We start from the raw sequence: 26,477 nt of genomic DNA, 5'->3' as shown, positions 1-26,477 counted from the left end.
CAGTCTAGGCGGGATCAGGCCATGCCATGGCAGGACCCACCGCATCCACCGGCTGGGACAGCGGAACGCCGGACCCGTCGCGCCGGCCGTGCTCCTGCGGCAGGGACCGGGCAACGCCTGCGGAGGAGGACGCCTTGGCCGGGCCGTGTCCTGCCCACGCGAGCAGCAGCGTATCCTCGCCCTTCAGGAAGCGGTGCGCCCGGACACCCGCGGTGGCACGGCCCTTGGCCGGGTACTCGGCAATCGCGGTCACCTTGGCGGTGCCCGGCGCGGTTCCGGGAAGGGCGCCGTTGGTGCCGGCAATGGTCACCACGACGGCGGCCTCGTCCCTGGGCTGCACGGCACCGAAGAAGATCACGCGGTCGCCCGCGCCCAGCTTGATGCCCGCCATGCCGCCGGCCGTGCGGCCCTGCGGCCGGACGCTGGCCGCACTGAACTTCAGCAGCTGGGCCTGGGCGGTGAGGAACACCAGTTCGGCATCGTCCGCCCCGGCCGGCACCACGCCCACCACGAAGTCCTTGTCCTTGAGGGTGATGACTTCCCAGTCCTCGCGGTTCAGCGGGTAGTCGGGCTGCACCCGCTTCACCACGCCCTGGGCGGTGCCGATGGCCAGGACCTCGTCCAGCGGAACGAACGCCACCAGGGTTTCACCCTTCAGCAGCGTCAGGAATTCCTTGGCCGGGACGCCTCCGGCGAGGTTGGGCAGGCCCGCCACCGGCGGAAGCACAGGCATGTCCATGACCTGCAGGCGGAGCATGCGTCCCAGGGAGGTGACGGCCGCGATCTCGCCGCGCGCCGACGTCTTCACCACCGACGTAAACACATCGTGCTTGCTCCGCGGCCCGGATTCGGCCAGCGGCTCCTGGTTGCCCGTGCGGCCGATCTGCCCCGAGGCGGTGAGGATCGCCCAGCAGGGGTCGTCGGCGATTTCGAGGGCAAGCGGCGCAGGCTTGCCCTTCTTCCCGTTCGCACCTGTCAGTTCGGCGGCCACGGTGGGGGCCACCGCTTCCGATTCCAGCAGCACCGTCCGGCGGGGAGTGCCGTGCTTTTCGGCAATGTCGCCCAGTTCGTCCGAAACAACGCCGCGCAGCAGTTCCTCGGAGCCGAGGATTGCCTCCAGCTCCTCGATTTCGCGGCGCAGCTCCTCCTGCTCCTTTTCCAGCTCGATCCGGGAGTACTTGGTGAGCTGGCGGAGCCGCAGTTCCAGGATGTAGTTCGCCTGCACCTCGGACAGGTCGTAGATGGACATCAGCCGCTCACGGGCGGCCGCGGCCTCGTCCGAGGACCGGATGATCTGGATGACCTCGTCGATGTCCACGATGGCGATCAGGAGGCCTTCCACCAGGTGGAGGCGGTCCTTCTTCCTGCCCAGCCGGTACACGGTGCGGCGGCGGACAACGTCGATCCGGTGGTTGACATAGACGGACAGCAGCTCCACCAGGCCCAGGGTCTGCGGCTGGCCGTCCACCAGGGTGACGTTGTTGATGCCGAAGGAGTCCTCCATCGGCGTGTAGCGGTAGAGCTGCTGGAGGACGGCATTCGGGTTGAAGCCGTTCTTGAGCTCGATGACCAGGCGCAGCCCGTTCTTGCGGTCGGTCAGGTCAACGATGTCGCTGATGCCCGTCAGCTTCTTGGCGTTGACGGAGTCCTTGATTTTTTCGATCACCTTTTCCGGGCCCACCATGTAGGGGAGCTCGGTGACCACCAGGCCGGTGCGCCGTGCGGAGAGCTGCTCGATCTCCACCTTGGCCCGGGTCTTGAACGAACCGCGGCCGGTGGCGTAGGCGTCACGGATGCCGTCCAGTCCCACGATCCGGCCGCCGCTGGGCAGGTCCGGGCCCGGAACAAAGCGCATGATGTCATCCAGGCTGGCATCCGGGTGCGCGATCAGGTGCCGCGCGGCGGAGATGACCTCCACCAGGTTGTGCGGGGCCATGTTCGTGGCCATGCCGACGGCGATGCCGGTGGCGCCGTTGACCAGCAGGTTGGGGAACGCCGCGGGGAGGACCTCGGGCTGGGTCAGCTGGTTGTCGTAGTTGGGAACGAAGTCGACGACGTCTTCGTCGAGGTGGTCGGTGAGGGTGAGGGCGGCGGCCGCCAGCCTGGCCTCCGTGTACCGCGGAGCCGCCGGGCCGTCGTCGAGCGAGCCGAAGTTGCCGTGCCCGTCAACCAGCGGCAGACGCAGGGAGAAATCCTGCGCCATGCGCACCAGGGCGTCGTAGATGGCGGTGTCGCCGTGGGGGTGGAGCTTGCCCATGACCTCGCCCACCACCCGGGCGCTCTTGACGTGGCCGCGGTCCGGGCGCAGGCCCATGTCGCTCATCATGTAGAGGATCCGGCGCTGCACCGGCTTCAGCCCGTCGCGGGCATCTGGAAGCGCCCGTGAGTAGATCACTGAATAGGCGTACTCCAGGAAGGAGCCCTCCATCTCGGAAGTGACGTCGATGTCGACGATGTTCTCCGTGTAGGGGGTGGTGTCCACGGGGGCTGAACTTTGGCGGCGGGCCATGGGGTTGGTAAATCCTTCTGGGTACTGTGCAGCTTTTCCGGGGTGCTGCGGAAGTTTTTGGCTAGGCTAAGCCTATGGTGGATCAGCCCGGGGACGGCGAATATCCGGAACATTGGGAAGCCGATGTCGTCCTGCGTGACGGCGGAACAGCGCACCTGCGCCCCATCCATCCGTCTGACGCGGACGCCATCCAGGCCTTCCACATGCGGCAGTCCCAGGATTCAATTTACATGCGGTTCTTCGCGTTCAAGGCCAGGCTGTCCAGCAAGGAGCTCAAACGCTTCACGGAGGTCGACTACAAGGACCGCGTGGCTTTCGTCATCACCAGCCGCGGCGAAATCATCGGCATTGGCCGGTACGACCGCCTGGATGACCCCACCGAGGCCGAGGTGGCGTTCAACATCGCGGACGCCCATCAGGGCAGGGGACTGGGATCCATCCTGCTGGAGCACCTGGCCGCCGCGGCCCATGAGAACGGCATCAGCAGATTCAGCGCCGAGGTCCTGCCGGAGAACCGGAAGATGCTGATGGTGTTTTCCGATGCCGGCTATGACGTCCGGCGCCATTTCGACGACGGCGTGGTGAGCCTCGGGTTCAACATCGACCCCACCGAGAAATCCCGCGCCGTCATGGAATCCCGCGAGCACCGCGCAGAGGCGAGGAGCGTGCGCGACCTCCTGACGCCGTCGTCCGTTGCCGTCATCGGTGCCAGCCGCAAGTGGGGGACGGTGGGCTACCAGCTCCTCGAGCACATTATCGAGGGCAAGTTTCCGGGGCCGGTCTACGCCATCAACCCTGAGGCGCTGGAGCTGGCGGGGATGATGTCCTTCGGCAAGCTGTCCGAAGTGCCGGATCCTGTCCAGCTCGCCGTGATCGCTGTCCCTTACGAGGAAGTTCCCGCTGTGGTGGCCGAGTGCGCGGCTGCCGGCGTCAAGGGCCTGGTGGTTGCCTCGGCAGGTTTCGCGGACGACGGCGAACGCGGCCTTCAGCGGCAGCGGGACCTGGTGCGCCTGGCCAGGGCCAACGGGATGCGGGTCATCGGCCCGGCGTCCCTTGGCATCGTGAACACCCATCCTGAGGTCTCGCTCAACGCGTCCATGGCACCGTCCCTTCCCCTGCGCGGCGGGCTGGGCCTGTTCACCCAGTCCGCGGCAATCGGCGTCTCGCTGTACGCCGCCTCCAGCCGGCGCCGGCTCGGCCTGTCCACCTTCCTTTCGGCGGGAAACCGCGCGGACGTCTCGGGCAACGACATGATGCAGTACTGGGAGGACGATTCCGATACCTCCGCCGTCGGCCTCTACCTGGAGTCCATCGGCAACCCTCGCAAGTTTTCCCGCCTCGCCCGGCGGCTGGCACGCACCAAACCGGTCATCGTCGCCAAGTCCGACACCATGGGGCTCCGTCTGCCTCCCGGCCACGCCGTCCGCACCACCCAGGCGCCCGCCGGGGCGCTGGACGCCATGCTGCGCCAGTCGGGCGTTATCCGGGTGGAGACCATCGAACAGCTGGTGGACGTGGCGCAGGTTGTATCCGGCCAGCCCCTGCCGGCCGGACCGGGCCTGGCCATCTTCAGCAACTCCCAGGCGCTGGGCAAAGTGGTGGCGGACAGCGCGGAGGACCAGGGATTGACCGTGACGCAACTGTTGGCTGGAGTGGACCTGGACGCCGGGCGGTCCGTGGCCCTGCCGGCCCTGCGTGCGTCCCTCATGAAGACGCTGGAATCCGACGCCGTGCAAGCCGTCGTCGCTGCGCTGCTGCCGGCCCACGGGCTGACAGTGGACAGCATTGCCGAGGTCCTTGCCGACTGTTCGGCGGCGGCGGGTAAACCCGTGGTGGCCGCCTTTACCGGCATCCTGGATCCCTCGGTGTATGTGGAAGGGATGGTGGGGTCCCGGGACCGGACCGTACCCTGTTTCTCCAATCCGGGTGCGGCCGTGGCGGCGCTCGCCGCCGTCGTCCGATATTCGGAGTGGGCCTCCCGCGACCAGGGGCATTTTGTGGAGCCGGCCGGCTGCAACCCCGCCGGCGCCCGCGCCGAACTCGAGGTCCTGCTCCGGGACGTCCGGGGCGAGCAGCTCAAGCAGCTGGACCCGTCCGCCGCGGCATCCCTGCTGGGCCACTACGGCATCACCGTCCTGCCGTCCGTGGGTTTCGAGACTCCGGAGGAGGCTGTTGAAGCTGCGGAGGCCCTGGGCTGGCCGGTGGCGCTGAAGACCACCGCTCCGGCGCTGCGGCACCGGCTGGACCTTGGCGGGGTCCGGCTGGATATCCAGGATCCGGAGTCACTCCGGCAGAACGTCCTGCAGATGCGGCGGACGCTCGCCGCCTATGGAGATCCGGCGCTGGAGGTCCAGTCGATGGCGCCCGTGGGCCAGGCCTGCACTTTCCGGGCCATCGAAGACCCGCTGCTGGGACCCGTCATCTCGTTCGGTCTCGCCGGGGACGCCGTCAACCTCCTGGACGACTGGGCCCACCGGGTGCCACCGCTGTCCGCCGCGGACGTGCACGACTTCATCCGCGCGCCCCGGGCAGCCAGGAAGCTTTTCGCGTACCAGGGGCTGCCCGCCGTCGACGTTGCGGCCCTTGAGGACCTGGCAGGGCGGCTGGCCTGGCTGAAGGACAACCATCCCGAAATCGCCCTCGTGGAATTCAACCCCGTACTGTGCGGAACGTCCGGCGCAACCATACTGGCGGCGGACGTCCGGATCGGAAATGCTGCCCAGCGCACGGACAGCGCACGGCGGGCCATGCTGGGCTGAGGCGGTTCGCAAAGTGAGCGGGCGATCTGTGAAAATGGGCTCATGAGCTCTCAGCCTCCCGCTTCGGCACCCGAAACGCCCGGCAACGAAAACCAGGCAGTCCGCCACAACAGCTCACACAGCCACACCTCGCAGGGTTTGACCCTGGAAGGCGCGCTGCAAAAGGCGGGCTTCTACCCGCGCCTCGTGGCCGACGTGGTGGATGATGCCCTCGACGGCCGCGACTGCGTCGCCCACCTGGTGCACCTGGAAACCCACTTCGACCGGGCCGAGGTCCGCCGCCACATCACGGTGCTGGTGCTGACCTCGGACATGCTGGTGATCACCCACGTTGACGACCAGCAGCTCGACGATGCCGGCGAGCAGATCGTCGCGCAGATTTCCACGGAGTCCGTGCCCGTGGCCCAGATCCGTTCCGTGGTCCTCAGCTACATGTATTCGCAGCCGCAGAACTACAAGCCCTCCGATCCTGTCCGCGAACTGACGCTGTCCATCGCCTGGTCCGGCGGGCAGCGGCTGGACATGGGCCCGGCCAGCTGCGGTGATCCGCAGTGCGAGGCCGACCACGGCTACACCGGAACCATCGCGCAGGAGGACATTGTCCTGCGCATCAGTGCCGAGGCGGACGGGCTGCAGGCCGTCCAGGACGCAAAGCTCTTCGCCCGCGCGCTGCGCGCCGTGAACACCGGCTCCAGCAGCCCGGTGGCGCACGCACAGTCAATGCCGCCGCGGCCCCGCGCCGGCGTCTTCGGTACCCGGCTGAGCCGCGGCCACCAGCAGCGCTGATGCCGGAAGAACGGCACCCGGCCCCCAGCATCCCCGCTGCCCCCGCCAGCCAGGAAACCGGATTGCCTCCCGCTCCGGCCTACGGCCGGCGCTCCGTGGCTGAAGTGCTCACCAGCGCCGCGGCCAGCCTCGGCGTCGACGGCTTTTCCAACACCCTTGGCTTACCCGAAGCCTCGCGCGCCTGCGTGGTCCTGGCCGACGGCCTGGGCCGGAACCTGCTGAAGCAAAAGACGGCGCACACACCATTCCTGCGCACGGTCATCCAGTCCGGGCAGGGCGAGGTTCCCGTCTGGCTGGACTCCGCGTTTCCCTCGACGACGGCGGCTGCTCTCTCGAGCTTCGGAACCGGACTGCCGCCGGGCCAGCACGGCATGGTGGGCTACGACGTGCTCGATCCGGAGCAGGACAAGGTGGTTAACCTGCTGGGCAACTGGGATCCGGCGGTGGATCCGGAAGCGTGGCAGCCGTTTCCCACTGTGCTGGAACGCGCCGCGGAACAGGTGGATGTCACCACCATCAGCCTGCCGCAGTTCGGCAACTCGCCCATGACCCGCGCGGCCCTGCGCGGAGGACGGTTTGTGTCCGGGATGACGGCCCACGCGCGCACTGAAGCGGCGGCGGAAGCCATGGCTGACTCCGGGCGTTCGCTGATGTACTTCTACGTCAACGAGCTGGACAAGGCGGGGCACCGGTACGGCTGCCAATCGGAGCAATGGGAGCACCAGCTCGAGGAACTGGACGCCACCCTGAAGCGGCTGCACGCGTCACTGCCTGCAGGCACCACCATCCTGCTGACCGCGGACCACGGCATGCTTGATGTGCCGGAGCAGCACCGCATCGACTTTTCCGCCGATCCCGCGTTGGTGGACGGTGTCCGGCACACAGCGGGTGAGCCGCGGATGGTGCACCTGTACCTCGAGGACGGCGCGGACACAGCTGTCCGGGAACGCGTCCTGACGTCCTGGCGTGCCCGGTTCGGCGGCAGGATCTGGGCGTTCACGCGGGAGGACGCACTGTCCGCAGGCCTGTTCGGACCGGTACGTTCCGCCGTCGAAGGCCGGATTGGCGATGTGATGATCGCAGCCAGGGACAGCCTGGCGCTTTACGACGCGCGGCGCAGCCGCCCCACGGCGATGGAGGTGGTGGGCCAGCACGGCTCGCTGACCAAGGCCGAACGCGAGGTTCCGCTGTTGTGCTTTACGGCGGCAGGCAAGGGGCCGCGCCGTGGCTGAACTCGTCTTTTTCTCCGGCACCATGGACTGCGGCAAGTCCACGCTCGCACTGCAGATGGACCACAACCACCGGGCGAGGGGGCGCGGCGGGGTCCGTTTCAGCCGGGACGACCGTGCGGGCGAGTCCCGCATCTCCAGCCGCTTGGGCCTTCAAAAGGACGCTGTGGAGGTGGAGGACAGCACCGACTTCTGGGAGGAAGTCATGCGCCGGCGCACCCAGGGGCAGCGCGTTGACTACCTCATCTGCGACGAAGCACAGTTTTACTCTCCTGAGCAGGTGGAACAGCTCGCAAAGGTTGTCGACGAGATCGATGTGGACGTCTTCGCGTTCGGCATCAGCGCAGACTTCCGCACCCGGCTGTTCCCCGGCTCCCAGCGGCTGATTGAGCTGGCTGACCGGGTGCAGGTGCTGCAGGTGGAGGCGCTGTGCTGGTGCGGGCGGCGTGCCACGCACAACGCGAGGACGGTCGACGGCGTTATGGTCACGGAGGGTGCCCAGGTGGTAGTGGGGGACGTGGATATGGCTCCGGATCCTTTGGCCTCAGCTAGAAGTGGCCATGTTCCCGTGGTGGGGTATGAGACGTTGTGCCGGCGCCACTACATGCGCCGGGTCACGGGCCACGGCGCCCACCTGATGGCCGAGCAGGACCAGCTGCTGCCCTTCGAAGTGGACGCCTGCCTGTGGCAGGGTGCCAACGGAGGCGGAACGGGGCCGGGTACCGACTGAGTCTGTTGCAGCCCGGTGGTTGAGCTTGCTGACCAACCCGGTGGTTGAGCTTGTCGAAACCGGGATTTCCGGGCTCCCGGCCTCTGGCCAGGGATTGTCAGACCCTCTTGGCATGCTTGGGGTATGGAAAGTGGAGTAGCCGGGAGCGGAGCGACCTGGGGCGGGGGTGGCAGGGCCGGGATTCTGGCTGCTGTTGCGTCGGTGGCTGGTTTCGTGGATGAGCTCGCCCGTATTGTTGCCGGCGGCTCCGCTGTTGCAGGTAGTCCTGATGCTGACTCCTCTGATGCCGGTGCCCGTCTTGACCCGTTGCGGGTGTTCGCCGATGACTGCCTGGACGGTTTGGCGGTGCAGCGCAAGCTTGAGGCCGCCGCTGCCGCGGTGAAGGTGTTGCTGGTGGACGGGCACGTCGGCGCCGTCGCTGCGATGGAGGACCCGGCGGCGGGTCCGGAATGGGCCAAGGGCCGCGAGATGGCGTCCGTGGCCGAGGTCGCCTGCGTCCTGACCATCGGTGAACGCGCCGCAAGTGCCCTGATCGGTGAAGCCCAGGCCTTGACCAGTTCATTGCCGGCGGCGCTGGACGCGTTGCAGGCCGGGCAGGTGTCGTGGCAGAACACGAAGGTCCTCATCGATGAGACCACAGGGCTGGACCCTGCCGCCACTGCGGCGCTGGAGCGGCACTTTCTTGACCCCGATACTCCCGGCGCCGGCCCTGGTGGTGTCGCAGGTGTGCTGCCACCGGCGAGGTTGCGGCCAAAGGTGCGCTCCTGGCGGGAACGCCACCACCCCGACTCAATCGAGAAACGCCACGCCAAAGGTGCCGCGGACCGGCGGATGGAATACGCCCCCGACCGGGACGCGATGGCCTGGATCTCCATGTACCTGCCCGCAGACCAGGCCAACGCGGCCTGGAACCGGACCCGGGCCTTGGCCCGCGGACTGCAGGGACCGGACGAGTTCCGCACCCTTCCGCAACTGATGGCAGACATCGGCGTCACAGCCCTCCTCGACACCGGACAGCACGTTCACGCCGGTGGCCCCGAAACCAGCACCACTCCTGCCGAGCCACAGGCGCCGCGGGCGCAGGTGCTCGTCACGGTCCCGGTGTTCTCGCTCCTGGGCCTAACGGAAGAACCGGCGGTGCTGGACGGGCACGGCCCGATCCCGGCGTCGATGGCCCGTAGACTCGTCGCCGGCGGGGCGGACTCGTTCCACCGGGTCCTGGTCGATCCCAGGGACGGGGCGCCGCTGGAGATCGGGCGGAAGAGCTACCGGATCCCGGAAGCGATGCGCCGCTGGCTGAGGCTCCGCGACGGTAAATGCCCGTTCCCCGGCTGCAGCAACCACTCCCTCGACAACGAAGCCGACCACCTGCTGGCCTGGCACCACGGCGGAACCACCGGGATCACCAACCTCGCCCAGCCCTGCCCCAAGCACCACCGGATGAAACACACCAGCGCATGGCAACCCACCCCCGCCACCAAAAACGCACCACCCGGCTGGATCTCACCCGCCGGACGCCGCTACACCAGCGAACACCAGAACTGGGAACCACCCCACTGGCCACCCGCCCTGACTGAAGTCGAACCGGGCCGGGTGCGCGGCAATCCGGCTGAGACTGCTGGGCGTGAGCTTGCCCTGCAGACCAATCCCTTGCAACACCCGTAAACCCGCCCCAGACCCTTCAAAGACTGGGAACTGGCACTGCGTTTGCATGGGCGTTGCCGGCGGCCAGGGCAGCTTAGTTGCGGGTGTTAGTCGCCGCGGGTGCCGAAAACGATCTCGTCCCAGGAAGGGACGCTCGAGCGCTTGGGCCGCGAGGGCTGCCGCTCCGGGGCCTCCGTCTCAGGCAGTTGGCCTGTGACCGGTGCGCTGTCATCATGCCGGGTTGCCCTGCGCCGGGCGGTGCCGCCCAGCAACTCGTTCAGTCCGGCACCCGAAGACGCGCCCGGTGACGTGCCCGTACCAGTCGAAGGGGTGGCCTTTCCTCCGGCGGCTGATTCGGAATTGGCGGCAGCAGAGGGTCGTTCGGGGGACGCGACGATGGTGATTTCGCGCGTGTTGGTGCTTACGCCGTCGTGAAGCCGCAGCGCTTCTTCGGCGGGGTCGCGGTAGGGCGGGATAACGCTCAGCCTGGACAACATGGAGGGCCGGGTGTCGCGCTGGCGGATAAAAGAATCACCCTTGGCCGCCGGTGCCTCGCTGGTTTCTTCCCGCGGTTCGGCTTCCGGTTCCGGCTCCTCCTGCTCGGGAATGACCTCGGACGGGCGGGGGTGGGCGGCCGGAACGCCATGTGTCAGCAGCAGTGCTAGGGCATCGTCGGAATCTTCATCGACGCCCAACCGCTGTCCACGGCGGGAGCGGAGCATGTCCAGGAGCCCGTCGGCTTCCTTGCCGGAGGCCTGGTCGGCGGGGTGCCCGGCGTCGGCGTCGGTCTCGAAGTCGAACGGCCGGTCCGAAACAGCCGAGAGCCGGCGGGCCGGAACTGGACCGTCCAGCGGCTCCAGTTCACTCAGTTGCTGCGCCCAGCGGTTGGAGTTGTGCAGCGACTTCCGTGAAGGATTGAAGATCCACAGGGCGGGTGGCTCCTCGCCAATGCCCGGGGTGCCACCGGTCTTGGCTTCGAAGCTGGCCGACACGGTCCACGTGCCGTCCTGCCGCCGCCAGGAGTCCCACTCCACAGTCGACGGGTCGATGCCATACGCGGAGAGCCGGTGCGCCACCATGTCACCCAGAGTGGCTGCGTTGTCGCCGAAGGCTGCCCGGTAGATGTCGTGGCCGGGGGAAGGGGAAGCGACCTCCACCTTGCGTGCCTGCTGCGCCACGTATTCCCGCTCCGCCAGGACCGGGCCCTCGTAACGCTCAACCTTCGCCAGCGGCACGCCGGACAGTTCGGCCACCTCCGATGCTGTGGCGCCGGCACGGATACGGGCCTGGATATCGCGGGGGGACAAGGGAACGGAGGGCCGGTCAGCCGAAGGAGGCTTGGCCGTCGACCTGCTGGCTGTCCTCAGGGCTTCGTCGATCGGCAGCTGGAACATCTCGCCGCCGGCACCGCTCAACAGGAGGTGCATCCCGTCGTCGTGCACCCCCACAAGCCGTAGATCCTGCATACAATCCTCCACCCTGGCATTACTATCAATCGAAACTCTGCCACCCGGCGGTCCTGTTTTGGCTCAAGGGACCGGGCGTGCCGCGATTTTCAGGGCTGCACCCGGGCTTTCCGGAAGTGTGGGGGAGTTGCAACGGTTGCAACGGGGGGTATGCAGCTAGCTGCGGATCAAAGCTGCCGCCAGTTTGTCCGGGTGCCGGGTGGAGGCGAGCCAGTACGGCGTCCTGTCCGCGGGGTCGGTGATCTCGATTTTCACCACGGGATCTATCCAGCCGCGGATGCAGAGGTAGGCCAAACCGTTGAGCCTGGTCCCGCGTTCAGCCGTTGCTTCTTCGCCGCGAAACTGCTCGACGGCACCAAGGAACCTGCGCTCGATAGTGGCGCGTCCTATGGTCAGGGAGTCCTGGGTGACCACGATGCCCGGCGTGGAAAGCACCAGGAGAACAGCAATGATGGCAAAAAGCACTGCGGCGGCCGTGAATCCAGCGGCCGCGCTGATGGGGGCGAACACCAGGATGCCGGCACCCGAAATCCCGGCCGCGATGATCCAGATCCAGGCATTGGGCCAGAGCTTTTCCCTGTAAATCACCTGTGCTCCCGTGGATGGCGAATTGGGAACGGGCGCAGCAGAGCTTGATTCGGGCATAGGTCCAGCTTTCCACCTTTGCCTGGCTATTTCATCTTGGCTGATGCCGGTGAAGCCCGCGCGGGTTAGAGTGAATGACTGTGACTGATCAACCCGCCACGCTCGGCACTGCCCCCGGCGATGCACCCGTGGCCATAGAGGACCACGCCCCCACGCTCCAGGTCCAGCTGAAGATGCTTGACCCGGGTTTGGAACCACCCTCCTACGCCCATCCCGGCGACGCCGGCGCAGACCTTCGCGCGCGCGAAGACGTTGTCCTGCGGCCGGGCGAACGCAAGCTGGTTCCTACCGGCGTGTCGATCGCACTGCCCTATGGCTTCGTGGCCCTGATCCACCCCCGCTCCGGACTTGCCACCAAGCACGGCCTCACCGTCGTAAACGCCCCCGGAACCGTGGACGCCGGCTACCGCGGGGAAATCGCCGTCACGCTCCTGAACACCGACGCCAGCCAGCCCATAGAGCTGCGCCGCGGCGATAGAATTGCCCAAATGGTCATCCAGCGCGTGGAACATGCGCAGTTCGTCCCCGTCACCGAATTGAGCGGGTCCGTGCGCGGAACAGGCGGGTTCGGGTCCACCGGCGGCTTCACCCTTCCCTAGGCGGACTACCCCGCCGGCCCTTCCTGCCGGCGGACAGCACAAGCACGACGGCGGGGCCTCCTTGGGCCGGACCGGAACTTTCACAATAAAGGAGACACCCTCATGGTCTTTGGGCTCGGCAGGAAAGCCAAGAAGGAACAGGCAGCCGAACCGGATGAAGAGCTGACCGCCGCGGACCCTGCGGAAGCGGTGGCGGACGGCACCGGACTCCGCGCCAACGGTCCGTATGACGAGTCCGAGATCACCAGCCGCGACGGCTACGTTGACCTCGGCGCGCTCCTGATCACTCCCAGTGAAGGTTTGCAGCTGCGCCTTGAAGTGGAAGAGGCAACCCAGCGCGTGGTGGCGGTGACCATGGACCTCAACGGTTCCAGCCTCCAGCTCCAGGCCTTTGCCGCTCCGAAGACCGAAGAGCTTTGGGAGGAGATCCGGGGGCAGATTGGCCAGTCCGTAGGCGCCCAGGGCGGCCAGGTTGAAGAAATTGAGGGTGGATTCGGCACGGAGCTTGTCGCGAAGCTTCCCGCCGGCCTCCCGGACGGCAGCCAGGGATACCGGGTGGCACGCTTCATCGGCGTTGACGGTCCGCGCTGGTTCCTTCGCGGCGTCCTGGGCGGACCCGCGGCACTGGAACGCCAAGCAGCGGAACCCCTCGAGGCACTGTTCCGGCAGGTTGTGGTGGTCCGCGGTGACAGCCCCATGCCGCCGCGCGACCTCCTCCAGCTGCGCCTTCCCAAGGAGGCGACAGCAACCCCTCCACCGGCTGCTCCCCGCCTGCAGGAGCCTGAACGTGGTCCGGAAATCACACAGATTGGCTGAGCCCGTGCCGGGCGAAGCAGCCCGGCGCGGCCCCCGCCCCACACCTTTCAACGAGCTTCCGGCCAAGGGCAGGGTGTTCTGCCAGGGGCGGATCGAATCCATCACCTATGTCCCTGCGGACCGGAGCGCGGCCTTCAGCGCCATCGTCTCCGATTCCGATCCCGCACGCCGCGGCAGCGGCACAAGTACCCGGACAAGGATCCGCGTCGTGTGGCTGGGACGCAGGCGGGTGCCCGGTATCGAGGCAGGCACCGAACTGCGGCTCGAAGGGATGCTGTCCCGCAGCGCGGGCATGCCCACCATGTTCAACCCCCGCTACGAAATACTTTCCCGTCAGGAGAACGAATGAGCGCCTCCCAGCCCAACCCGTCACCCGGAGCATCCCGCCCGGAAAAGGGCGGCCCGGAACAGGACGGGAAGGCGGGTACGGAGCCTTCGCCGGTGGCCGGCCTCGCTGCCGGGTATGCCGCCAAAGCCGGGCTGCACAGGACACATGACGGCCGCGTGGACGTCCTGCGAAGCGCCGGGGGAGTCCAGGGCATCGCTGAAAGCATCCTGCCCGGCCTGGTGTTCCTGATTACCTTCACCATCACCCAGGACCTCAGCCCCTCCCTGGTTGCAGCCCTGGCGGCGGCCGCCATCTTCACGGTGGTGCGCCTCATCCAGCGCCGGCCCCTGACCCAGGCACTCGCCGGCGTGGCCGGCGTCGGGATTTCCGCCTGGCTGGCCAACACCACCGGGAAAGCCGAGGACTTCTACCTTCCCGGCTTCTTTACCAATGCCGCGTACATCGTCGCCATGGTGACGTCCATTCTGGTCAAGTGGCCGGTGGCCGGCCTGCTGTTCGGGTTCATCCGCAACGAGGGCCTGGACTGGCGCAAGGACCCGGCACGCCTCAAGGCCTACCGGCTGGGCACCTGGATCATCGTTGCGGTCCTGGCTCTCCGGCTGATCGTGCAGGTTCCGCTGTACCTGATGGGCCCGGACGGCCTGGCCGCACTGGCCACCACCCGGCTGCTCATGGGCGCACCGCTCTATATCCTGGGCGTCTGGATCGCCTGGCTGGTGACCCGGCCGGCGCCGGCCGCGGATCTGACTGGGGAGGAACCGGCGCCGAAGGGCTGACGGTTACCCGTCGAAGCCGTCGTCCTCCAGGGCCTGCTGCTCCAGCCTCCCTGCATTGGCAGGGACTCCGCCTTCCTGGGCCGTTCCGTTCCCGGTTTCTGCAGCGTCCCGTGACAGCAGCGCACGCAGGTGGTCTTCCGCCGCGATGGTGGTGACGAAAAACAGTTCGTCTCCGCCGTCGATGACGTCGTCACGGCTGGGGGTGATGGGTGCGTGGTCGCGCAGGATAGCCACCAGGGTGGAGTCCTCCGGCCACCGGATCTGGCCGACGGTCTGGCCGATGACGTGGGAATCGTGCGGGACGGTGAATTCGACCAGCGAGGACACCCCCGTCTGTAGCGTGAGGAGCCGGACCAGGTCGCCGATTTCCACGGCTTCCTCCACCAGCGCCGTCATGAGCTGCGGCGTATTCACCGCCACGTCCACTCCCCAGGAATCGTTGAACATCCAGTCGTTCTTCGGGTTGTTCACCCGGCCAACCGTCCGGCCAACGCCGAATTCAGTCTTTGCCAGCAGGGATACCACCAGGTTGACCTTGTCGTCACCCGTGGCGGAGACCACCACGTCCGCCTCTTCCACCTTCGCGCCCTGGAGCGTGCTCAACTCGCACGCGTCACCCACCAGCCAGTGCGCTCCCCGGAGTCCGCTCCGTCCGATCACTTCCGGCTTGAGGTCGATCAGCAAAATTTCATGCTTGTGCGCCAGCAGTTCCCTGGCAATCGACGACCCGACGCTTCCGGCGCCGACAATAACGACTTTCACTGCAACTCCTTGGCGGGGGCTTGGGCCAGGATCTGGGCGACTTGGGAGCTGCGGTCAACCTGCAGCATGGCGTGCACGGTATCGCCGTCCTGGTACGCAGTTCCCGCCTCAGGCAGTACGCCCTCACCGAAACGGGTGAGGTAGGCCACGCGCACGTCGGCCGCTTGCTCGATGCTGCTGATCCGGTGCCCGATCCAGCCCGCATCAAGGTCAAGTTCGGCCAAAACGAGGCGGCCGGACGGTTCACGGAAATCCCCGGCAAGGTGCTGCTCGGGAAGGATGCGGCGCAGCACCTGGTCCGCGCTCCAGCGCACCGCCGCCACGGTCGGAATGCCAAGGCGCTGGTAAATCTCCGCCCGGCCGGGATCGTAGATGCGGGCCACCACGTGCGGAACGTGGAATGTCTCGCGTGCCACGCGGGTGGCAAGGATGTTCGAGTTGTCACCGCTGGACACCGCGGCAAAGGCATAGGCTTCGGCCACCCCGGCCTGCTTGAGGGTGTCGCGGTCAAAGCCGACGCCCGTCACTTTGCGCCCGGTGAAGCCCTGCCGGAGGCGGCGGAACGCGCGGTCGTCCTGGTCGATGATGGCCACGGAATGACCGGCGTCCTCCAGCGTGTGCGCCAGCGTCGCCCCCACCCGGCCACATCCCATGATCACGAAATGCGCCACCGTATCTCCTCTGTCCTCCTGCGCAGGGTTGTGCAGCTAGAACTCTACCGCCACAGCGCGTGCGGGAAGTTGTCAAGGGGCCGTCATGACATCACCAGGGAATCGGACTAGCTTTGTGTGGTGCTGACAATACTGAACGCCGTCAAACGCGTGCTGGTGGGCAGGCCGTTCCGGAACGACCGAATGTCCCACACCCTGCTACCCAAGAAGATCGCACTCCCGGTGTTCGCGTCCGACGCCCTCTCCTCCGTGGCCTACGCGCCGGACGAAATATTGCTGACCCTGGCGCTGGCCGGCGTCAGTGCGGTGGCGTTCTCCCCATGGGTGGGCCTTGCCGTGATGGTGGTCCTCCTGACCGTGGTGGCCTCCTACCGGCAGAACGTCCACGCCTACCCCTCCGGCGGCGGCGATTACGAGATCGCCGGCGACAACCTGGGCAAATATGCCGGGCTTACTGTGGCGTCCGCCCTGCTGGTGGACTACGTCCTGACGGTGGCCGTGTCCATGTCCTCAGCCGCCACATACCTCACCACAGCCGTCCCGGCACTCCACGGCCAGCAGGCCGCCATAGCCACTATCGGCGTCGTGATCCTTGCCCTGGTGAACCTTCGCGGCGTCAAGGAGGCCGGCAGCGTCTTCGCCATCCCCACCTACATCTTCATGGCGTCAATCCTGGGCATGACGGCGGTGGGCATCTTCCAGGCCGCCACCGGCCAGTTGGGAAAGGCGCCGTCCGCCGACTTCACCATCGTCCCCGCGCCGGGCTTCGATGAAGGACTCGTGGGGCTCGCCGGCGCATTCCTGCTGCTGCGCGCGTTTTCGTCAGGCGCCGCGGCGCTGACAGGCGTGGAAGCGATCAGCAACGGCGTGCCCAACTTCCGGCCGCCCAAGAGCAAGAACGCGGCCACCACCCTGCTGCTGCTTGGCGTCATCGGCGCTTCGATGCTTGCCGGCATCATGTTCCTGGCGCAGGCCACGAAGGTCCACATCGTCCTGGACCCGGCCACGGAGTTCCTGCTCAACGGCCAGCCCCTGCCGGCGGGATACATCCAGAACCCGGCCATCAGCCAGATCGCACAAACCATTTTCGGTCCGGGCTCCATCCCCTTCTATATCGTGGTGGCCGCCACGGGCGTCATCCTGGTGTTCGCAGCCAACACCGCGTTCAACGGCTTTCCGGTGTTGGGCTCCATCCTGGCCCAGGACGGCTACCTGCCGCGCCAGCTCAGGACCCGCGGCGACCGGCTGGCCTTCAGCAACGGCGTCCTGGCCCTCGCCGCCGGAGCCCTGGTGCTGGTCATTTCCTTCAACGCGGACGTGACGAAACTCATCCAGCTGTACATCGTGGGCGTCTTCATTTCCTTCACGGCAAGCCAGCTGGGGATGATCCGGCACTGGGGCCGGCAGCTCAAGCTGGCCAGGGAAAAGGCGGTGCGGCGGCGCATTCTCAAATCCCGCACCATCAACAGCATCGGCTTCGGCATGACGGCACTGGTGCTGGTCATCGTCCTGGTCACCAAGTTCGAGCAGGGCGCCTGGATTGCACTGCTGGCCATGTTCATCCTCTTCCTGATCATGTGGAGTATCAGGGCGCACTACGACAACGTGGCCAAGGAGCTGGCCGTGGACGAAGACGCGTCCCCGCGCGCCCTGCCCACCAGGGTGCACGCCGTGCTGCTGGTGTCCCATGTGCGCAAGCCGGTCCTGCGCGCGCTGGCATATGCACGCGCATCAAGGCCGTCCCGGCTGGACGCGGTCACGGTGGATATCGACCCGGAGGAAACAGCCCAGACGGTGGCGGATTGGGAAAAGCTCGAGATCCCCGTGCCGTTGACCGTCCTGGCCAGTCCCTACCGCGAGACTGTCAGCCCGATCATGGAGTACGTCAAGCAGATGCGGCGCGACTCCCCGCGCGACCTTATTGTGGTGTACATTCCCGAATACGTGGTGGGCAAGTGGTGGGAGCAGCTGGTGCACAACCAGACAGCGCTCCGCATCAAGACCCGGCTGCACTTCGAACCGGGGGTCATGGTGGCCAGCGTTCCCTGGCAGCTCAAATCATCCGAAGAAGCGAAAAACCTGCAGGACGTCCAATGACCGCGAAAACCTCCACGCCGCCAGCAACAGTCCAGGACACCGGGCACGCCGGCGGGGAAGCGGTGGTCGACGTCGGGCCCGTTGCCCACGGCGGCCACTGCGTTGCCCGGCATGAGGGCCGCGTCATCTTTGTCCGGCACGCCATCCCCGGCGAGAAAGTCCGCGTCCGGCTGACCGATGCGGAGGACAAGGCAAAGTTCTGGCGGGCGGACACCGTTGACGTGCTGGAGGCATCCCCGGACCGGGTGGAGCACTTCTGGCGCCCGGCCGATTCGCCGCGGGCATGGCAGCACGGCCACCCGCCCGTGGGCGGTGCGGAATTTGGCCACATCAACCTGGCCCGGCAACGCCGCCTCAAAGCGGAGGTGCTGGCGGAACAGCTCCGCCGGCTGGCCGGCCTGGAACTGTCCTTGGAGGTGGAGGCAGTAGGCGCTGACGCTGAGGGTGGGGGAGCAGCGGACGACGGCGGCGCCGGCCTTGGGTGGCGCACGCGCGCCAGCTTCTCGGTCACCCCCGGCGGCAAGCTGGGCATGCACGCCCACCGGTCCGGGCACATCGTCCCGGTCCGCGAAATGCCCCTGGCAACCGACGCCATCAACGCCCTCCGGCTCTGGGACCTCGACCTGCAGGGTGTGGACCGGGTGGAGGTGGCCGCGCCCGCAAACGGCTCCCGCCCGCTGGTGCTGTTGGCCCCGGCGCCGGGAACCAAGCCGAAGCGGCTCGCGGCCGTCGCCGCCCAGCTGCCCGGGGACGTGTCTGTTGCCTCCTTCGATCCCGCCACCGAGGAAGTCACCCAGCTCAAGGGGCGCACCTGGGTACAGGAAACGGCCGTTGGCCACGATTACCGGGTTACGGGGGCAGGGTTCTGGCAAATCCACCGCGACGCGCCCGGAACACTTGTGGGTGCTGTCACGGAATTCCTGCACGGCGGCGGGTTCCTGCACCCCGGCGCGGTGGTGGCGGACCTGTACGCCGGAGCCGGGCTGTTCACCGCAGTCCTGGCCGACGCTGTAGGGGAGACGGGCTCCGTCCTGTCCGTGGAAGGCGCCCCCGGGACCAGCAGGGACGCCCGAAAAAATTTGCACGGGGCGCCGCAGGTGGAGATTGTGCAGGGCCGGGTGGAACGGGTCCTCCGCCAGAAACCGCGGAATTTCGATGCCCTGATCCTGGACCCGCCCAGGGCCGGAGCCGGTAGGGCAGTGGCGGGCCAGCTGGTCGCCTCCCGGCCCCGGGCCGTTGCCTATGTGTCCTGCGATCCGGCGTCCTTTGCGCGTGACGTCGGTTACTTCCGCCAGTCCGGCTGGCAGCTGTCCGGGCTGCGGGCCTTCGACATCTACCCGCACACCCACCACCTGGAGACCGTGGCGCTGCTGACGCCGGCTCCATGATGCCGGCGGCGTTTTCGACTACGATGGCCGTAGTAGTCCCACGTCGCGCCCCGTATTCTCGGCCGGCCGTGTGCAATTTTCAGGCCCCGGCGCTAATTAGGGCCTCCTAACTAGCAGGCGGTCAACCGCGCGACAAAGATGAAACTGTTGCGAGAGGAGTCCTGCGATGAGCACTGTGGACAGCTTCGGTTCAAAAGGCAAACTTAATGTAGCCGGAACCGACTATGAAATTTTCCGGTTGAACTCCGTTGAAGGTGCAGAAAACCTTCCGTTCAGCCTCAAGGTATTGCTTGAAAACCTGCTGAGGACCGAGGACGGCGCGAACATCACTGCCGATCACGTCCGCGCCCTGGCAGGCTGGGATCCCAATGCGGAGCCCGATACAGAAATCCAGTTCACGCCCGCCCGCGTGATCATGCAGGACTTCACCGGCGTTCCCTGCGTGGTGGACCTGGCGACCATGCGTGAAGCCGTCAAGGAACTGGGCGGCGACCCCAAGCGGGTCAACCCCCTGGCACCTGCCGAAATGGTCATCGACCACTCCGTCCAGATCGACGCATTCGGCAACTCCGGCGCGCTGGAGCGCAACATGGAGATCGAATACCAGCGCAACGGTGAGCGCTACCAGTTCCTACGCTGGGGCCAGACGGCGTTCGACGACTTCAAGGTCGTGCCCCCGGGAACCGGAATCGTGCACCAGGTCAACATCGAGTACCTGGCCCGCACCATCATGACCCGCGAAGTGGGTGGCGTCCTGCGCGCCTACCCGGACACCTGCGTCGGCACCGACTCCCACACCACCATGGTCAACGGCCTGGGTGTGCTCGGCTGGGGCGTTGGCGGCATCGAAGCCGAGGCTGCCATGCTCGGCCAGCCCGTCTCCATGCTGATCCCGCGCGTCGTGGGCTTCAAGCTCAGCGGCAGCATCCCCGCCGGTGCCACCGCAACGGACGTGGTGCTGACCATCACCGAGATGCTCCGCAAGCACGGCGTTGTGGGCAAGTTCGTCGAGTTCTACGGCGAGGGTGTGGCCGAGGTTCCGCTGGCCAACCGGGCCACCATCGGCAATATGAGCCCGGAGTTCGGCTCCACCGCCGCTATGTTCCCCATCGACGACGTCACGCTGGACTACCTGCGCCTCACCGGCCGGTCCGAGCAGAACGTTGCCCTCGTGGAGGCCTACACCAAGGAACAGGGCCTCTGGCACGATCCCTCCCGCGACATCAAGTTCTCCGAGTACCTGGAACTGGACCTTTCCACCGTTGTTCCGTCCATCGCCGGCCCCAAGCGCCCGCAGGACCGCATCGAACTCACCGAGGCCAAGGACGAGTTCCGCCACGACCTCAAGAACTACGTCTCCCACAACGCCAACGCGGGCACCCTGGACGAGTCGCTCGAAGAGACCTTCCCGGCCTCCGACGCCCCGTCGTTCACCAGCGGTGCAACCCACGTCTCGGACACTGACCGCGAACCGCCGAAGTTCTCCGCAGGCCACGGCTCCGCCGGCCGCATCTCCAACCCCGTCCCGGTCAGGATGGCCGACGGCCGCGAGTTCGAGCTGGACCACGGCGCCGTCACCATCGCGTCCATCACGTCCTGCACCAACACCTCCAACCCTTCGGTGATGCTGGCCGCCGCCGTGCTGGCGCGCAACGCCGTCGAAAAGGGCCTCACCGCCAAGCCGTGGGTCAAGACCTCCGTGGCTCCCGGTTCAAAGGTGGTCACCGACTACTACGAGAAATCCGGCCTCACCCCGTACCTCGAGAAGCTCGGCTTCTACATCGTGGGCTACGGCTGCGCCACCTGCATCGGCAACTCCGGCCCGCTGGAAACCGAGATCTCCGAGGCCATCCAGGCCAACGACCTCGCAGTGGCCGCCGTCCTGTCCGGCAACCGCAACTTTGAAGGCCGCATCAACCCGGACGTGAAGATGAACTACCTGGCCTCCCCGCCGCTGGTCATCGCCTACGCCCTGGCGGGCTCCATGGACTTCGACTTCGAAACCGACGCCCTGGGCAAGGACGAGAACGGCAATGACGTCTTCCTGAAGGACATTTGGCCCAACCCGGCCGAGGTGCAGCAGGTCATCGACTCCTCGATCGATAAGGACATGTTTGCCAAGGGCTACGAAGGCGTCTTCGACGGCGACGAGCGCTGGCAGGCACTGGACACCCCGGCCGGCGACACCTTCGCCTGGGATCCGAACTCCACGTACGTCCGCAAGCCCCCGTACTTCGAGGGCATGCAGGCGCAGCCGGAGCCGGTCAAGGACATCACCGGCGCACGCGTCCTGCTGAAGCTGGGCGATTCCGTCACCACCGACCACATTTCCCCGGCAGGCTCGTTCAAGTCCGACACCCCCGCCGGCCAGTACCTGCTGGCCAACGGCGTGGAGCGCAAGGACTTCAACTCCTACGGTTCCCGCCGTGGCAACCACGAGGTAATGATCCGCGGCACGTTCGCGAACATCCGCATCAAGAACCAGATCCTGGACGGCGTCGAGGGCGGCTTCACCCGCGACTTCACCCAGGAAGGCGGCCCGCAGGCCTACGTCTACGACGCCGCGCAGAACTACCAGGCAGCCGGCACCCCGCTGGTGGTACTGGCAGGCAAGGAATACGGTTCCGGTTCATCCCGTGACTGGGCAGCCAAGGGTACCGCCCTCCTGGGCGTCAAGGCCGTCATCGCCGAAAGCTACGAGCGTATCCACCGCTCCAACCTCATCGGCATGGGCGTCCTGCCGCTGCAGTTCCCGGCCGGCGAGTCTGCTGCGACCCTGGGCCTGACCGGCACGGAGACCTTCTCGGTCGAGGGCGTCACCGCCCTGAACGAGGGCACCACGCCCAAGACCCTCAAGGTCACCGCCACCGCCGAAGACGGCTCCGCCACCACGTTCGACGCCACGCTGCGCATCGACACCCCGGGTGAAGCGGACTACTACCGCAACGGCGGCATCCTGCAGTACGTGCTGCGCCAGATCTCCGCCAACTAGCGGTTTCTGCCAGCAGGCAGCACCTTTCCCGAAGCCCCGGCCGGTCTCCGACCAGCCGGGGCTTCGGCTTTCCATCTGTGCCAAGGCGTTAGAGTTAAACGGCACGTCTACCACCTGAAGGAGGGGTCAGTGGGAATCTTGGACACCATCCGGAATCCGCAGGACCTGAACGAGTTGACCGAAGAACAGCTCACGCAACTGGCTTCGGAGATCAGGGACTTCCTGATCACAAACGTCTCCCAGACGGGCGGACACCTCGGGCCGAACCTCGGCGTGGTGGAGCTGACCCTCGCCGTGCACCGCATCTTCGACTCGCCGCGGGACAGCATCGTCTTTGATACCGGGCACCAGTCCTATGTCCATAAACTGCTCACGGGGCGCCAGGATTTCAGTACCCTCCGCCAGGAGGGCGGCCTGTCCGGGTACCCCTCACGGGCCGAATCCGAGCATGACATCGTGGAGAGCTCCCACGCCTCATCGTCCCTCTCCTGGGCGGACGGCATCTCCCGTGCCCGGCAGCTGACGGGTGAAGGCGACCGGCACGTCGTCGCTGTTGTCGGCGACGGTGCACTGACCGGCGGCATGGCCTGGGAAGCTCTCAACAACATCGCCGCGGACAAGCGCCGCCGTGTTGTCATTGTGGTCAACGACAACGGCCGTTCCTACGCCCCGACCGTCGGCGGGTTCGCCGACTACCTCGCTTCGCTGCGGCCCACCATCGATTCCTTCCGGGCAGCCCCGGCGTACGAGGTGGCCCTCGACTGGTGGAAAAAGAAACTCCAGAGCGGCGGCCCGGTGGGCCAGTTCACCTACAAGAGCCTGCACGCCATGAAGAAGGGCATTAAGGACTGGTGGGCTCCCCAGGGCATGTTCGAGGACCTGGGCATGAAGTACATCGGCCCGGTGGACGGGCACAACCTCCAGGCCCTGGAGCATGCCCTCAGCACGGCGAGGCATTACAACGGGCCGGTGATCGTGCATGCGATGACGGAGAAGGGGCACGGCTACGCTCCCGCCCGGGCGCACGAGGCTGACCAGTTCCACGCCGTGGGCATCATCGATCCCGAGACCGGCGAACCCACCGGCACTGCCGGGGCGCAGTCCTGGACCTCCGTGTTCGCCAACGAAATCGCGGACATTGCAGACGAGCGGGAAGACGTTGTGGGCATTACGGGTGCCATGCTCATTCCCGTGGGCCTGCACAAGTTCGCCGCCAGGCACCCGGAGCGCGTGATCGACGTCGGCATCGCCGAACAGCACGCCCTCGCGTCCGCGGCGGGCATGGCCTTCGGCGGCCTGCACCCGGTGGTCGCCGTGTACGCCACGTTCCTCAACCGCGCCTTCGACCAGCTGCTCATGGATGTGGCGCTGCACAAGGCCGGCGTCACCATCGTCCTGGACCGCGCCGGCGTCACCGGCCCGGACGGCGCCAGCCACCACGGCATGTGGGACATGTCCATGGTGCAGATCGTGCCCGGGCTGCACCTCGCCGCCCCCCGCGATGCCACCCGGCTGCGGGAGGAACTCCGCGAAAGTGTCGCCATCAGCGACGCCCCGAGCGTCGTCCGCTTCTCCAAGGGATCTGTCGGTGCCGAGGTCGAAGCGCTGGAGCGACTCAGCGACGGCGTGGATGTCCTGTCCCGGCGCCCCTCCGGCTCCACGGAGAATGACGTCCTGATCGTCAGCGTCGGCGCTATGTCCGAGCTTGCCCTCGACGTCGCCAACCGGCTGGGTGCCCAGGGCATCAGTACCACCGTGGTGGATCCGCGGTGGGTCCTTCCCGTACCGCGCTCCATCATCGCGCTGGCGTCCCACCACCGCCTGGTCATCTGCGTCGAGGACGGTGTCCGGGCAGGCGGCGTAGGGTCGCGTATCCGGCAGGAGATGCGGGCAGCCGGGGTGGACACCGCCCTCAACGAGGTGGGCCTGCCTGTCGAGTTCCTGGACCACGGCACCCGTTCCCAGGTTCTGGAGCGCGTTGGGCTCACCGCACAGCAGATTACGCACGACGTCGTCGCGCAGGTTTTGGGGACGAAGGTCCCGTTTGCGCGCCCGTTGCCGGGGCAGCAGCACCCCACCACCGGCAGCCTTCCAATCCTGTGAGGGGAGAGGACGACCTGAAGTATCCGGGGTTGCTGGCCGATCCCGAGGGTGCGGACCCGCTGGCCGCGCGTGTCCCTGAACGGCTTGAGCCCGGGCAGCTCGTGGTTGCCCGCAACCGGAAGTGGAACGGCAAGGCCCACTGGGTGGTGCCGGGCCGCTACCTGGGGGAGGACCGGTACGGCTGGTGGATCTTCCAGGGCACCAACGAGTTCTGCTCGCGGCCCGGCGCCGCGTTCTACACACGGTCCGACGCCGTGCTGCTGGTGCCCCGGGAAGGCGACTGGGTGGCCACGTTCTACGACGACGCCCACCCGGGCGGCGTACGGATCTACATCGACCTCGCCGTGGCCCATGAGTGGAACCCGATCCGGCCGAAGGTCACCGAGTTCCATGTCATCGACATGGACCTCGACGTCGTCCGGACAGCCAGCCGCGGCGTGTTCATCGATGACGAGGACGAATTCGCCGAGCACCGGGTGGAGATGGACTACCCCGTGGCGCTGGCCGAATCACTGCAGGAATCGGCCAACCAGCTTTTCCAGGCCGTCAAGGCACAGCAGGCACCCTTCGACGGCACGGACGTCGGATGGTTCACAAAGGGACGTAAATGAGCGGAATTGTCAGGGTCTACAAGCGCGACGACGAGGGCACGCTCCTCTTCCGGGAGGCCTGGTTCGACGACGAGTACAGCCAGTTCATAATGAACTTCGGCATTGTGGGACACCAAAGCAAGACCGAAGAGACGGACGTGGCCGACCCCGCGGCTGCGGAGAACCTGCTGGACGCCTTCGCCGCGCAGTGCGCCGAAGACGGCTACGCAGAAATTCCGGACGAGGAACAGTTCTGGGTGGTGGCGCAGTTCGCTTTGAAAACCAGGGAGGGTACGGACCGGGACCGTCGCCTGCAGGAAAAGGCGACCGACGCACTCATCAGCCACCTGGCCTGGCGTGGGCTCGGCACCGTGGACCGCTCCGAATTCACCGACTTCAAGCTCAACATCTTCTGCCTGTGCCCGGACGTCAACAAGGCGGTCAACGCCATCAAGGTCTGCGCCCGCGGCGAGGACCTGGACTTCACCAAGCTCAGCATCGCGGCGGCCCCGTTCACCCAGCCGGACGCCTTCAAGCTCAAGCACTCCGCCAAGCCCGCCAGCGGCTTCAGCCTCTAGGAGCACCTTAATGACCAGCTACCGCCGCGTCGGTAAATCCGGCCTGACCGTCTCCACCGTGGGCCTGGGCTGCAACAACCTGGGCCGCGCCCACACCGCCACGGAGTCCCAGGAAGCCACCAACGCCGTCGTCTCCGCCGCCCTCGACGCAGGAATCACGCTGTTCGACGTCGCCGACACCTACGGCCGCGAACCCGGGCTCAGCGAGACCATGCTCGGCAAGGCCTTGGGCAACCGCCGCGCCGACGCCGTGCTGGCCACGAAATTCGGGATGGACATGAAGGGGGCCAGCGGACCGGACTTCGGCGCCCGCGGCTCACGGCGCTACATCATCCAGGCCGTGGAAGCGTCCCTGCGGCGGCTCGGCACGGACTGGATCGACCTGTACCAGTTCCACACCCCTGACCCGCTGACCCCCATCGACGAGACATTGTCAGCCCTCGATGCGCTGGTGGCCAGCGGCAAGGTCCGCTACATCGGGCACTCCAACCGCTCAGGCTGGCAGATTGCGCAGGCCGAATACGTGGCCCGTGAACTGGGCAGCGCCCGCTTCATTTCCACCCAGAACCACTACAACCTGCTGGACAGGCGGGCCGAACTGGAAGTCACGCCCGCGGCCGAAGAGTTCGGGCTGGGTGTCCTCCCCTACTTCCCGCTGGCCAACGGCCTCCTGACGGGCAAGTACTCGCCGGGCCACGCGCCGGAAGGATCCCGGCTCAGCCATACCCGGAAGCACATGGTGCACGACGCCGACTGGGAGCAGCTGGGCAGGTTCAGCCAGTTCGCGAAAGAACGCGGACTCACGGAGATCGAGGTGGCGTTCTCCTGGCTCGCCGCCCAGCCGTCCGTGGCCAGCGTCATCGCCGGTGCCACCAGGCCCGAACAGGTCCGCCAAAACGCCGCCGCCGCCGACTGGCGGCCCACGGCGGAAGACCTCGCCGAACTGGACGAAATCTTCCCTGCCGCACCCAGAATCGCGCTCTTCTAA

The 26,477-nt window shown here is 66.9% G+C and carries 21 protein-coding genes; 16 read left to right on the top strand and 5 right to left on the bottom strand.

Annotation, left to right across the window (positions count from 1 at the left end; all coding sequences use genetic code 11):
• Nucleotides 1-4 precede the first annotated feature (4 nt).
• Nucleotides 5-2,509: a DNA topoisomerase (ATP-hydrolyzing) subunit A gene (locus tag FDW83_RS02765; RefSeq protein WP_138136051.1), complete on the bottom strand. Its 2,505-nt coding sequence runs from the start codon at nucleotides 2,507-2,509 to the stop codon at nucleotides 5-7.
• Between the two features lie 74 nt (nucleotides 2,510-2,583).
• Here FDW83_RS02765 and FDW83_RS02760 point away from each other — a divergent pair, with 74 nt between their 5' ends.
• The 5 genes from FDW83_RS02760 (at nucleotide 2,584) to FDW83_RS02740 (ending at nucleotide 9,678) form a co-directional block, all read left to right on the top strand.
• A complete protein-coding gene (locus FDW83_RS02760; RefSeq protein WP_138136050.1) occupies nucleotides 2,584-5,268 on the top strand; it encodes a GNAT family N-acetyltransferase in 2,685 nt (894 codons plus the stop codon).
• A 42-nt stretch (nucleotides 5,269-5,310) separates the two neighbouring features.
• On the top strand, nucleotides 5,311-6,054 hold the full coding sequence (locus tag FDW83_RS02755; protein WP_138136049.1) for a DUF5998 family protein: 744 nt from the start codon (nucleotides 5,311-5,313) through the stop codon (nucleotides 6,052-6,054).
• Complete coding sequence (locus FDW83_RS02750; protein ID WP_138136048.1) at nucleotides 6,054-7,286, top strand: alkaline phosphatase family protein; 1,233 nt, start codon at nucleotides 6,054-6,056, stop codon at nucleotides 7,284-7,286. Before FDW83_RS02755 ends, FDW83_RS02750 begins: the two co-directional genes overlap by 1 nt.
• On the top strand, nucleotides 7,279-8,013 hold the full coding sequence (locus tag FDW83_RS02745; RefSeq protein ID WP_138136047.1) for a thymidine kinase: 735 nt from the start codon (nucleotides 7,279-7,281) through the stop codon (nucleotides 8,011-8,013). The genes FDW83_RS02750 and FDW83_RS02745 overlap by 8 nt, the downstream gene beginning before the upstream one ends.
• A 123-nt stretch (nucleotides 8,014-8,136) precedes the next feature.
• Nucleotides 8,137-9,678, top strand: a complete 1,542-nt coding sequence (locus FDW83_RS02740) for an HNH endonuclease signature motif containing protein (RefSeq protein ID WP_138136046.1) — start codon at nucleotides 8,137-8,139, stop codon at nucleotides 9,676-9,678.
• Between the two features lie 86 nt (nucleotides 9,679-9,764).
• Here FDW83_RS02740 and sepH read toward each other — a convergent pair whose 3' ends face one another.
• Both sepH and FDW83_RS02730 read right to left on the bottom strand, forming a co-directional pair.
• The gene (sepH, locus tag FDW83_RS02735) at nucleotides 9,765-11,123 is read right to left on the bottom strand and encodes a septation protein SepH (RefSeq protein WP_138136045.1); all 1,359 of its coding nucleotides are present in this window, start codon (nucleotides 11,121-11,123) and stop codon (nucleotides 9,765-9,767) included.
• Nucleotides 11,124-11,279: 156 nt separating this feature from the next.
• Complete coding sequence (locus FDW83_RS02730) at nucleotides 11,280-11,768, bottom strand: DUF3093 domain-containing protein (RefSeq protein WP_138136044.1); 489 nt, start codon at nucleotides 11,766-11,768, stop codon at nucleotides 11,280-11,282.
• 80 nt (nucleotides 11,769-11,848) lie between these two features.
• Here FDW83_RS02730 and dut point away from each other — a divergent pair, with 80 nt between their 5' ends.
• The 4 genes from dut (at nucleotide 11,849) to FDW83_RS02710 (ending at nucleotide 14,308) form a co-directional block, all read left to right on the top strand.
• Nucleotides 11,849-12,367: a dUTP diphosphatase gene (gene dut / locus FDW83_RS02725; RefSeq protein WP_138136043.1), complete on the top strand. Its 519-nt coding sequence runs from the start codon at nucleotides 11,849-11,851 to the stop codon at nucleotides 12,365-12,367.
• A gap of 102 nt (nucleotides 12,368-12,469) precedes the next feature.
• The gene (locus FDW83_RS02720; RefSeq protein ID WP_138136042.1) at nucleotides 12,470-13,183 is read left to right on the top strand and encodes a DUF3710 domain-containing protein; all 714 of its coding nucleotides are present in this window, start codon (nucleotides 12,470-12,472) and stop codon (nucleotides 13,181-13,183) included.
• The gene (locus tag FDW83_RS02715; RefSeq protein WP_138136041.1) at nucleotides 13,176-13,532 is read left to right on the top strand and encodes an OB-fold nucleic acid binding domain-containing protein; all 357 of its coding nucleotides are present in this window, start codon (nucleotides 13,176-13,178) and stop codon (nucleotides 13,530-13,532) included. Before FDW83_RS02720 ends, FDW83_RS02715 begins: the two co-directional genes overlap by 8 nt.
• Nucleotides 13,529-14,308, top strand: coding sequence for a DUF3159 domain-containing protein (locus FDW83_RS02710; RefSeq protein WP_138136040.1), 780 nt, complete (start codon nucleotides 13,529-13,531; stop codon nucleotides 14,306-14,308). The genes FDW83_RS02715 and FDW83_RS02710 overlap by 4 nt, the downstream gene beginning before the upstream one ends.
• 3 nt (nucleotides 14,309-14,311) lie before the next feature.
• Here FDW83_RS02710 and FDW83_RS02705 read toward each other — a convergent pair whose 3' ends face one another.
• Together FDW83_RS02705 and FDW83_RS02700 are read right to left on the bottom strand one after the other, a co-directional pair.
• Nucleotides 14,312-15,070, bottom strand: a complete 759-nt coding sequence (locus FDW83_RS02705; RefSeq protein WP_138136039.1) for a TrkA family potassium uptake protein — start codon at nucleotides 15,068-15,070, stop codon at nucleotides 14,312-14,314.
• A complete protein-coding gene (locus tag FDW83_RS02700) occupies nucleotides 15,067-15,741 on the bottom strand; it encodes a TrkA family potassium uptake protein (protein ID WP_138136038.1) in 675 nt (224 codons plus the stop codon). Before FDW83_RS02700 ends, FDW83_RS02705 begins: the two co-directional genes overlap by 4 nt.
• A 120-nt stretch (nucleotides 15,742-15,861) precedes the next feature.
• On the opposite strand from FDW83_RS02700, the gene FDW83_RS02695 reads away from it, so the two are divergent.
• The 7 genes from FDW83_RS02695 (at nucleotide 15,862) to FDW83_RS02665 (ending at nucleotide 26,477) form a co-directional block, all read left to right on the top strand.
• A complete protein-coding gene (locus FDW83_RS02695) occupies nucleotides 15,862-17,838 on the top strand; it encodes an APC family permease (RefSeq protein WP_240720812.1) in 1,977 nt (658 codons plus the stop codon).
• Nucleotides 17,835-19,226, top strand: a complete 1,392-nt coding sequence (locus FDW83_RS02690; RefSeq protein ID WP_138136037.1) for a class I SAM-dependent RNA methyltransferase — start codon at nucleotides 17,835-17,837, stop codon at nucleotides 19,224-19,226. Before FDW83_RS02695 ends, FDW83_RS02690 begins: the two co-directional genes overlap by 4 nt.
• A 166-nt stretch (nucleotides 19,227-19,392) precedes the next feature.
• Nucleotides 19,393-22,218, top strand: coding sequence for an aconitate hydratase (locus FDW83_RS02685; RefSeq protein WP_138136036.1), 2,826 nt, complete (start codon nucleotides 19,393-19,395; stop codon nucleotides 22,216-22,218).
• Nucleotides 22,219-22,347: 129 nt separating this feature from the next.
• Entirely contained in the window at nucleotides 22,348-24,321 is a 1,974-nt protein-coding gene (gene dxs, locus FDW83_RS02680) for a 1-deoxy-D-xylulose-5-phosphate synthase (RefSeq protein ID WP_138136035.1), read from the top strand.
• Nucleotides 24,318-24,932 (top strand): DUF402 domain-containing protein, encoded by a 615-nt coding sequence (locus FDW83_RS02675; RefSeq protein ID WP_138136034.1) that lies wholly within the window; start codon nucleotides 24,318-24,320, stop codon nucleotides 24,930-24,932. The genes dxs and FDW83_RS02675 overlap by 4 nt, the downstream gene beginning before the upstream one ends.
• Nucleotides 24,929-25,489, top strand: a complete 561-nt coding sequence (locus FDW83_RS02670; RefSeq protein WP_138136033.1) for a hypothetical protein — start codon at nucleotides 24,929-24,931, stop codon at nucleotides 25,487-25,489. The genes FDW83_RS02675 and FDW83_RS02670 overlap by 4 nt, the downstream gene beginning before the upstream one ends.
• A gap of 10 nt (nucleotides 25,490-25,499) precedes the next feature.
• On the top strand, nucleotides 25,500-26,477 hold the full coding sequence (locus FDW83_RS02665; protein WP_138136032.1) for an aldo/keto reductase: 978 nt from the start codon (nucleotides 25,500-25,502) through the stop codon (nucleotides 26,475-26,477).

The sequence above is a fragment of the Pseudarthrobacter sp. NamE2 genome (assembly GCF_005796205.1).
In the GTDB taxonomy this organism is placed as follows: Bacteria; Actinomycetota; Actinomycetes; order Actinomycetales; family Micrococcaceae; genus Arthrobacter.
Note: the sequence above shows the minus strand (reverse complement) of the source record. Positions and strands in the feature narration are given on the sequence as shown.

Excerpts from the sequence above, each read along its gene's own strand:
- FDW83_RS02765 (WP_138136051.1), bottom strand. The coding sequence starts at position 2,509 with ATGGCCCGCCGCCAAAGTTCAGCCCCCGTGGACACCACCCCCTACACG.
- FDW83_RS02760 (WP_138136050.1), top strand. The coding sequence starts at position 2,584 with ATGGTGGATCAGCCCGGGGACGGCGAATATCCGGAACATTGGGAAGCC.
- FDW83_RS02755 (WP_138136049.1), top strand. The coding sequence starts at position 5,311 with ATGAGCTCTCAGCCTCCCGCTTCGGCACCCGAAACGCCCGGCAACGAA.
- FDW83_RS02750 (WP_138136048.1), top strand. The coding sequence starts at position 6,054 with ATGCCGGAAGAACGGCACCCGGCCCCCAGCATCCCCGCTGCCCCCGCC.
- FDW83_RS02740 (WP_138136046.1), top strand. The coding sequence starts at position 8,137 with ATGGAAAGTGGAGTAGCCGGGAGCGGAGCGACCTGGGGCGGGGGTGGC.
- sepH (WP_138136045.1), bottom strand. The coding sequence starts at position 11,123 with ATGCAGGATCTACGGCTTGTGGGGGTGCACGACGACGGGATGCACCTC.
- FDW83_RS02730 (WP_138136044.1), bottom strand. The coding sequence starts at position 11,768 with ATGCCCGAATCAAGCTCTGCTGCGCCCGTTCCCAATTCGCCATCCACG.
- FDW83_RS02720 (WP_138136042.1), top strand. The coding sequence starts at position 12,470 with ATGGTCTTTGGGCTCGGCAGGAAAGCCAAGAAGGAACAGGCAGCCGAA.
- FDW83_RS02710 (WP_138136040.1), top strand. The coding sequence starts at position 13,529 with ATGAGCGCCTCCCAGCCCAACCCGTCACCCGGAGCATCCCGCCCGGAA.
- FDW83_RS02690 (WP_138136037.1), top strand. The coding sequence starts at position 17,835 with ATGACCGCGAAAACCTCCACGCCGCCAGCAACAGTCCAGGACACCGGG.
- FDW83_RS02685 (WP_138136036.1), top strand. The coding sequence starts at position 19,393 with ATGAGCACTGTGGACAGCTTCGGTTCAAAAGGCAAACTTAATGTAGCC.
- FDW83_RS02670 (WP_138136033.1), top strand. The coding sequence starts at position 24,929 with ATGAGCGGAATTGTCAGGGTCTACAAGCGCGACGACGAGGGCACGCTC.
- FDW83_RS02665 (WP_138136032.1), top strand. The coding sequence starts at position 25,500 with ATGACCAGCTACCGCCGCGTCGGTAAATCCGGCCTGACCGTCTCCACC.